Consider the following 8,625-nt stretch of genomic DNA (forward strand, 5'->3'; position numbering starts at 1 on the left):
AAGCCAAATACTTATATTTAGCTTTCAAGTATTTTATCGTATGAGCTTCGATGCTGATGTCATAGTTGTTGGAGGAGGTCTTTCTGGCTTATCTGCTGCGATAACGGCTACTAGGGAAGGATTATCAACTATCGTTCTGGAACGAGGTGAGTATTCGGGTGCAAAAAACGTATCTGGAGGGAGAATGTATGTACACGCCTTACTTCAGTTATATCCCGATGCCTTGGAGAGAGCTCCCTTAGAGAGACCCGTGACTAGGGAGACATATGAAATATATTGTGGGGAAAAAGTAATCTCGTTTTCGTTTCAACACAAGACAAAAAATAGTTATACGATTTTGAGAGCTAAATTCGATCAGTGGCTAGCCAAAGAAGCTGAGAATGAAGGTGTTCTCATCTCATATGATACATTAGTCACAAATGCTAGGCGTGAAAATAATTATGTAGTAGTTGAAACCAATAGAGGAGAATTAAAGGCGCCATTAATAATAGACGCAGGTGGAGTAACTTCACCTGTTTCTAGATACTTGGGCTTAAGGAAATTAGAGCCTAAGACATTAATGTTAGGGGTTAAGGAAGTATTAGATATTAAACCATATCTCCCAGATGACGAAGGAGAAGCTAGGACTATAGTTGGATTAATAGGTGATCTAAAAGGTGGTGGATTTGTATATACTAATAAGGAGTCATTATCAGTAGGTGTCACAATAAAAGTGGAATCCTTGTACTCTTCTAGTATACCTTCTCATGAAATTGTTGAGAAGTTTAGAGAATCCATTGGGCTAAATGGGAACATACTGGAATACTCCGCACATCTCATTCCGTATTATGGCTATGATAAGATAGGTAAGTTATACGATAATAATTTAATCGTGGTAGGAGACTCAGCGGGTTTGTTAATAAATGATGGATTCAATATTAGGGGGATGGATTTAGCAATTGGATCTGGTATAGTAGCAGGTAAGGCAGCTAAGAAAATTAAGGAAATAAATGATTTCTCTAGAACTGATATATACTTAGAAATGCTTAAGGAATCTTTCGTATTAAGGGACATGGAAACAGCTCTGAGATCATTTAAAGTTTTAAATGAGGAAAACATCTTTACTAAATATCCTAAAATATTATGTAATACCTTGAGTAGAGTATTCAGCGTAGATAGTAACGGTAAGGAAAGGCCAATCAATATACTTATTGATGAGAGTAAGAAAGAAAATATAAATGCTTCGAACATGATATTGGATTTAATGAGGCTTTTCATATGATAAACGTCCTCAAAAGACTATCATTAAATAAATATAATGTAAACAAGAATAGTCATATCGCAGTTGATACTAATATTTGCTTAACTTGTAAAGATAAACCTTGCACTAAAGTATGTCCAGCTGGAACATATGAACCTTCGCCAGATGGAAGAATTATTGTACATTATGAGCGATGTTTAGAATGTGGAGCTGCCTTGGTAGCATGTCCATACAATGCAATAAAGTTTACGTTTCCGGAAGGTGGTGTAACTTATAAATATGGATAATCAAGTTTAAAGAAAATGGATTTATTGATAATAAACCATAGAGACTTAAAACATCCTAAGGCGGGTGGAGCTGAGGAAGTAATCTATCAAATTTCTAGGAGATTAGTTAAAAAAGGGATTAATGTAACCTGGTTAGCGGAGCAGGTAGATGGATTAAAGAGAGAAGAAATTATTGACGATATAAGAATAATTAGAAAAGGAAATAGTTTAACGCTTCACTTATTTTCCTTAAGGGAAGCTAAAAAACATGATATAGTCATTGATAGTGTAGCTCATGCTGTGCCATTTTATTCGTTTCTCGTGAATAAAAGGAACATAGCTCTGGTTCATCATGTCCATCAAGAGGTCGTGAAATACGAGCTAAACTGGTTTTTATCAAAGGTTGTATCTACGTTAGAGCGTGATATTAGGAATTACAATAATGTGATTTCAGTTTCAAACACGACCAAGAAAGATCTAATAGAGAAATTAAAGGTTGGAGAAGAGAAGATTAAGGTGATCTATAATGGTATAGATCATAATAAATATAAACCGGGGAAAAAATCTGATGAACCATTTATACTTTGGATTGGTAGGTTAAAGAACTATAAAAATCCTTTAGATGCCATTGAAATTGCAAAAAGAGCAAAAGTTAAGCTAGTAATGGCTGGAGGAGGAGAGTTGGAAAACATTATTAGAAACAAAATAAGAGAAGTTAACGGTGACTATTTAGGTAAGATACCAGAGGAGGAGAAGATCAGATTATATCAGTCATCCTGGGTTACATTAGTTACCTCATTTATAGAGGGTTGGAGTATGGTTACTTTAGAGGCTAATTCATGTGGAACACCAGTAATAGGTTACAATAGAGGCTCATTACCAGAGATAATTAAAGAAGGAGTAAACGGCTATATAATTAGGTATAAGGATGTGGAAAAAGCTGCTGAAATCATCAAAGAATTGTTAAGGAACGAGAGCGAGTTAAAGAGGCTATGGAAGAGTAGTTATGAGGAATCCCTGCTTTATGATTGGGATAAGTCTGCCAATGAATATTATGAGTATTTAAGAAGTTTTTCTGAAAAATAAAAAGAATAATACTGTAGACAAGGAGTACAGCGTACCAGTTATAAAAAATGGGAAATAAAGATTCCCTAGGTTGAAGAAATAACCTCCTATACTTGGTCCAAAAGCTCTTGGTATAGAGCTCATCAAATTGACTATCCCGTTTGCTCTACTTCTTTCGTTCTCTTGAACAAGTTTAAGTATCATGGTTTGGAAAACTGGTGAAGTCATGTTCATTAAAACATTTCTGACTACGAAAACTATTGAGGCTACAAAAAATGAAGGGGAGAAAGGAAGTATGAACAATAATGCTATTGCAACTGAGTGAAAATATATTATCGTATTCACTTCCCCAATTTTTTCAGCTATTACTATGGAGAGATAACTGCTGAAAGCTAACGACAGTTCTGCAATTGCAAAAATTGGACTCATCTCAGATGCAGTCACATCAAACCTTAGATTAAACCATAACGACATTAAAGGAATAACTAATCCTGCTCCTAAACCTATTAATGCTTCAGTTGAAAACTTTGAAATCACACCTATACTCTTTAGATTAAAACTTCTATTTCCTCTATAATTTTCTTCAACTGGAATTATTAGGGCTAAAGCCATTAAATTGATAAATACTTCAAGCAAGAGTATCTCTTTGTAGGTTAATAATAGTGGTAAAAGACTTCCGAAAACAGATAAAAATATAGATAGACTTTGCCTTAATCCCAAAAGCCTCTGAACATTATTGGACTTTTCAGCTAACATGGAGAAAATTAGGTTTCCGGACCCCCATCCTAGGGAAAAAACGTAAGCAATAGGATATCCTAGAAAGAGAAGAAACGTGGAGACCGTAGTCACTGATCTACTTATTATTGCAAATTTTTTCCTTCCATACATGTCCCCCAAGAAGGAGAAGATTAGAGAAATCACGGAACCTATGATCACTGATAAAGATAATATCTCACCAATAGTTAAGGGAGACAAGCCTAAAGATTTGAAATATAGAGAAATAATTATCGTATTCGCTCCCATTGAAATTCCGAAAAGTGAAGAAGAAATAACTAAGAAAAACTGATCTTTATTCACAAATCTTTTTCAAGTAAGTTAAGTTAATAACGTTAACTGGAGGTTAGTGATAAAAGTTCTATCAACGTATAACTTTTAATGTTTATAGAGAACGCCAGATTGTTAGATGGAAAGGTAGTTAATATAAGAATAGATGACAATATAATAACGTGTATTGGAAGCTGTGAAAAAGATGATACCGTTTTAGACGCTCAAGGCAATTTAGTCATACCTCCATATTTTAATATGCATTTTCACTTAGATAGTGCTTTCACTCAAGCAGTGAATAAGAGCGGAACTTTATGGGAGGGAATAAGACTATGGAAGGAAGTGAAGAACCGGATAACGGAAGAAGATGTAATCAAAAATGCCTTAACTGCTGTAAAACTCATGGTTGCTTATGGCACTTTATGGATTAGAACGCATGTAGACATTACTGAGGGGAATTTCAAATTGCTGAATGCTATACTGAAAGTAAAGGAAATCTCTAAGGAGATAGCTGACATACAAGTTACAGCCTTTCCCCAAGACGGCATATTCACAGATAAAGGCAACGATGAGCTATTGTTTAAGGCAATAGAAAGAGGAGCGGACAATGTAGGTTTAATCCCACATAATGAGACAACTAGGGAGGATGGAGTTAAATCTGTAAGTTTCGCCTTCGAGATAGCTAAACAATTTGATAAAGATATAGACGGTCATATTGATGAAACGGATGATCCTAATTCAAGATTTTTAGAAGTATTAGTCAAGGAAACGATAAGTAATTCTTGGGAGGGAAGAGTAACAGCAGGTCATGTTACGGCAATGCATAGTTGGGACTCTTCATACAGATATAGGATTTTACCCTTTGTCGCAAAGGCTAAAGTTACTGTTATACCTAATCCTTTGGTCAACGCTGTCCTACAAGGTAGGTTAGAAGGTTATCCTAAGAGGAGAGGGATGGCTCCAATAAAAGAAATGTTAAGTTTTGGAGTTAATGTAGCATTGGGACATGATTGCATTATGGACCCATGGTATCCTTTAGGAATAGGTAATATGCTACAAGTATTATTCATGGCTATTCACTTAGATCAGTTGACTGGAGAGGAAGAACTTAAGAGATCAATAGATTTGATAACATTTAATTCTGCTAAGGCTTGGAAAATAAGGAATTATGGAATAGAAGTCGGAAATGAGGCTAACTTACTAGTTACTGACGCGATAGATTTAATAGATTTAATCAGATTTATGGAACCGCCAAAATACGTAATTAGGAAAGGTAAGGTTATTGCAATGGATGGGAAGAAAATTCTATTTAATGGAAAATGGGAGGAAGTTAAGAAAAGACCATAAATCTGTTATTTTCTTAATAAAAAGTGTTCTGATGTAAGCAAATAATATATTTTTGTCAATGCAAATATTAGCTAGATATAAAATGTTTAAACTAGAAAATTATTACAGTGTCTTACCTTGGCACGTAAATCATTTCAACAGCTTACATGGGGGAATTTATATGAGTTGGCTTATAGATACTGGCGGTCTTTTGATGAGTAATATAAGCAGAGGAAATTATGTATTAGCATCACTAGACTATTTATACTTATATAAATCGGGCAGATTAGGAGATGTTCTAAGAATAATAGCTGAAGCAACAGCTTGGTGGAAATCATCGGTTGAAATTAAGGTTAAAGCTTGTTTAAAGAAAGGGGAAAAGGAGGAGGTAGGAGCTATAAGCTTGATGACATTTGTAGCAGTAGATGAAACTGGGAGACCTAGGAATCTATCTATTCCTCCAAAATATGACGAAGAAGCAGAAAAGAGAAGGGAAAGAAGACTGAAAAGAAAAATAGCCGATATGGGTGATCAAGAAGACTTAGTTCCCTTTACCACGTTTAGCAGGAGTTATATTAGAACAATATATCCTGAACATGCGTTTACATCTGGAATACTTTACGCCGGAAAAATGTACACTATGTTAGATGAAGCCTTAGCTATCGTAGCAAAAATTTACTCAAGGGGAAACGTGTTAACTGTTAGTGCAGGAAATGCCAACTTTTTAATACCAGTAAGGATAGGGGATATTCTTGAAATACAAGGAGCTGTAGAATACGTTGGAAATACTTCAATTGATGTTGGTGCAAAAGTATTTTCTATAGATTATCGTAAAGGTGAGAAGAAATTAGTTACTAAAACTGTCTTCTCCTTCGTGAGTGTAGATGATGAAGGAAAACCAAAAACCTTACCTAAGTTTACTCCATCTAGCGAAAAGGAAAAGAAGTTGCTTGAGGCTAGACTAGTTGAAAGAGAGGAGAGACTAAGGATATCCAAAGCTTTGCGTGAAGAAATTTGCTAAATTACTCACTATCTAAAAGTCTTTATTTATAAGTACATAATTTCTTTGCTTTATTATTTTTAGAATTAAGTCATAGTATAATATGAAGATATAAATTACATTTACAAGCATTTTAAACATATAAAGGGCTTAGTGTTTTATTTACAGTCTTTGATTTAACCTTAACTACAATCATTATAATATATACTCTCTTTTATATTACTATAATGATTTGTTTAAGTAAAGTACACGATGGAGATGCTATATAGCATACTTTCTAAGCAATAAAAATTAATCCTTTAATGTTTTCTCGTCCTTCAACTGAGAACATAGTACTCCCTTATCATTATAATTTACTATAATGAATAAAATTACACACTCCTTTAATACTCTTTATAAGTTTATGCTTTTAATTTAATTATTTAAGATAAAAATTATGATATAAAAATATACTAATCGCTCTAAAGTAGAGGAAACGAAAGAGTTCGGATACCATTTCTTACATATATTACAAAAAGAATATAGATACAATATAGACCGTAATCGACTTAAAAAATAATTGCTAGACTTTTTCAAATCTTTGTATTAAAGCTTTCTTTACTTGGTAATAGTAATGACTCCGCGTAGGCTATACTCCTAAGTAACTTAGCAAAGTTTCCTTCAACATAGTTATTTCCAAAATCTCCAAAGAATTCGTCCCTAATTCTTATTATAGTTGCGCTCCTTTTAGGCTCAAACTTTATTTCCTCTCCTAAAGCGTTCCTCATTGCAATTTTGCCAGAAGATACTGCTACATCTGCAGACATAGGAATGTCAGAGTCTTCAAAGGTAATACAGTCTCCTGCACCATATACGTCTTTATGCTCCACGGATTTAAGGTATCTATCCACTATCATTCTATGATTTTTGTTTGCATGTTGTAAAGTGTCAATTATCTGCGGCCCCTTTAATCCTCCAGCAAAAATAGTTAGTTCAGACTTCACTTTCCCGTGCGAAGTTAATACGCCATCTTTTAATACCTCAATAGCTTCAACACCCAGCATTAAATTAACCCCTAATTCATTTAGTATTTCCTCAGCTTTCTTAGACGAAGCTGTAGTCATAGTGGGGAGAAGTCTATTTCTTCTCTGTATTAGCGTTACTCTTTTCCCTCTTATATTGCCAGCTAATTCTACTCCAGTAGCTCCTCCACCTACTATTGCAATATCCTTTACTTCATTCAATCTCTTCTTAAGGTAAAATGCGTCTTGTAGTGTCTCGATTTTGTGAGCATATTCTCTTGGACCCTTAAGTCTTGGCAAGTTCTGATGATGACCTAGTGCCAAAATCAACTTATCGTAACGTATCTCCTTACTATTACTTAGGATAATTTTCTTATCGTTAAAATCAATTTTTTCCAACTCTCCAACTATCACATTTTTATATTTAATTATTATATCGTTAAGAGTCTTCATTCCACAAATGAAATCTATTAGCCAAGGAGTAAGTAAAAAGTAGTCTTTTCTATCAATTATTATTGAGTCTTTGTTTTGATTATGTGCAGAGTTGCCACTAAATCCACCTCCAACGATCACTATCATATCATAACCCCTGCAACTTTTCTCTGAAGATTGATAGCACGTATTCGCCAGCTTGCTTAAACGTAAGTTTAGGTGGCATTGGTCTCTCGTTAGGGTCTACTATAGCATCTAATACTGCTGGTCCTTCAGTGTTTAGGAATTCCTCAATTACCCCCTCAGCTTCTTTTGGCTCTTCAAGCCTATATCCCTTAAATCCCATAGCCTCAGCCAGCTTCACAAAATCAGGGTTATAAAGATCAACACCCCATTCTGGATAACCCATTACTTCTTGTTCAAATTTTATCATTCCTAGTTTAGAATTATTATATATTATTATCTTAATAGGCAAATTGTATTTCTTAGCTGTTATCAATTCCATCATCGTCATGGCAAACCCACCATCCCCCGCAAAAGCGATAACTTGTCTCATGTTATTCACGGCAAACGAAGCACCAACAGCCCCTGGTACTCCAATCCCCATGGATCCCAACCATGCTGAGAAGACAAAAGTTTGTTTTCCGGATGCTCTGAAATGTCTGGCAGTCCACATTGTTACGTTACCAGTATCAGTTATAATAACTGCATCTTCTTTACACTTCTGAGATACTAAATAAGCTACCCTCTGTGGTTTCATCGGCTTCTCTATGCTATTCTCTTGCTTAGATATTGAGTCTAGCCAGTCCTCTTTTTGCCCCTTTAACTCTTCGTAGAACTTGTTTTGCTTCTCCTCTACCTCTACCTTTAGGAATTCGCTAGCTGGTATTGGAAGAGCTAAATCGACATTTAGTCTCTTCCCTATGTTTGATGCATCAATATCTACTTGTATAACTTTAGCTTCTCTATTGAGAAAATTAACATAGGGAAATGATGTACCTAACATTATAAGTAAGTCAGCCTTATCCATTGCAGTGATTGATGGCTTAGTTCCTAGGAGACCGATTCCTCCCATCACCTTAGGATCTAGATCAGGTAGTATTCCCTTACCGTTTAGGGCGTATATTATAGGTGAACCTACTCTTTCAGCGAACTTGTTAATCTGCTCACCCAAGCCTCTAGCTCCTCCCCCAATTAATAGAACTGGTTTCTCACTCTGCTTTATCATCTCCTTGACTTTAGTGAAATCTA

The 8,625-nt window shown here is 35.0% G+C and carries 8 protein-coding genes; 5 read left to right on the top strand and 3 right to left on the bottom strand.

Features of this window, described 5'->3' with window-relative positions:
- Positions 1-40 precede the first annotated feature (40 nt).
- From DMP16_RS06090 to DMP16_RS06100, 3 genes are read left to right on the top strand one after another with little or no spacing between them, the layout of a single operon-like run.
- Complete coding sequence (locus DMP16_RS06090; protein ID WP_069282798.1) at positions 41-1,261, top strand: FAD-dependent oxidoreductase; 1,221 nt, start codon at positions 41-43, stop codon at positions 1,259-1,261.
- On the top strand, positions 1,258-1,527 hold the full coding sequence (locus tag DMP16_RS06095; RefSeq protein WP_069282797.1) for a 4Fe-4S dicluster domain-containing protein: 270 nt from the start codon (positions 1,258-1,260) through the stop codon (positions 1,525-1,527). The genes DMP16_RS06090 and DMP16_RS06095 overlap by 4 nt, the downstream gene beginning before the upstream one ends.
- 15 nt (positions 1,528-1,542) lie before the next feature.
- The gene (locus DMP16_RS06100) at positions 1,543-2,592 is read left to right on the top strand and encodes a glycosyltransferase family 4 protein (protein ID WP_069282796.1); all 1,050 of its coding nucleotides are present in this window, start codon (positions 1,543-1,545) and stop codon (positions 2,590-2,592) included.
- Here DMP16_RS06100 and DMP16_RS06105 read toward each other — a convergent pair.
- The gene (locus tag DMP16_RS06105; RefSeq protein ID WP_255446817.1) at positions 2,569-3,648 is read right to left on the bottom strand and encodes an MFS transporter; all 1,080 of its coding nucleotides are present in this window, start codon (positions 3,646-3,648) and stop codon (positions 2,569-2,571) included. The two genes, DMP16_RS06100 and DMP16_RS06105, sit on opposite strands and share 24 nt — an antisense overlap.
- A 78-nt stretch (positions 3,649-3,726) precedes the next feature.
- Between DMP16_RS06105 and DMP16_RS06110 the strand changes: the two genes are divergently transcribed.
- Together DMP16_RS06110 and DMP16_RS06115 are read left to right on the top strand one after the other, a co-directional pair.
- Positions 3,727-4,962 (top strand): amidohydrolase family protein, encoded by a 1,236-nt coding sequence (locus DMP16_RS06110; RefSeq protein WP_069282795.1) that lies wholly within the window; start codon positions 3,727-3,729, stop codon positions 4,960-4,962.
- Between the two features lie 82 nt (positions 4,963-5,044).
- Positions 5,045-5,962, top strand: coding sequence for an acyl-CoA thioesterase (locus DMP16_RS06115; protein ID WP_069284635.1), 918 nt, complete (start codon positions 5,045-5,047; stop codon positions 5,960-5,962).
- A gap of 551 nt (positions 5,963-6,513) precedes the next feature.
- Here the strand turns inward: DMP16_RS06115 and DMP16_RS06120 are convergent.
- Both DMP16_RS06120 and DMP16_RS06125 read right to left on the bottom strand, forming a co-directional pair.
- Entirely contained in the window at positions 6,514-7,521 is a 1,008-nt protein-coding gene (locus tag DMP16_RS06120; protein WP_069282794.1) for an FAD-dependent oxidoreductase, read from the bottom strand.
- 1 nt (position 7,522) lies between these two features.
- Positions 7,523-8,625 (bottom strand): thiamine pyrophosphate-dependent enzyme (locus tag DMP16_RS06125; RefSeq protein ID WP_143576982.1); only part of this gene is annotated, 1,103 nt, incomplete at its 5' end.

It is taken from the genome of Sulfolobus sp. B1 (genome assembly GCF_007050195.1).
Classification (GTDB): domain Archaea; phylum Thermoproteota; class Thermoprotei_A; order Sulfolobales; family Sulfolobaceae; genus Saccharolobus.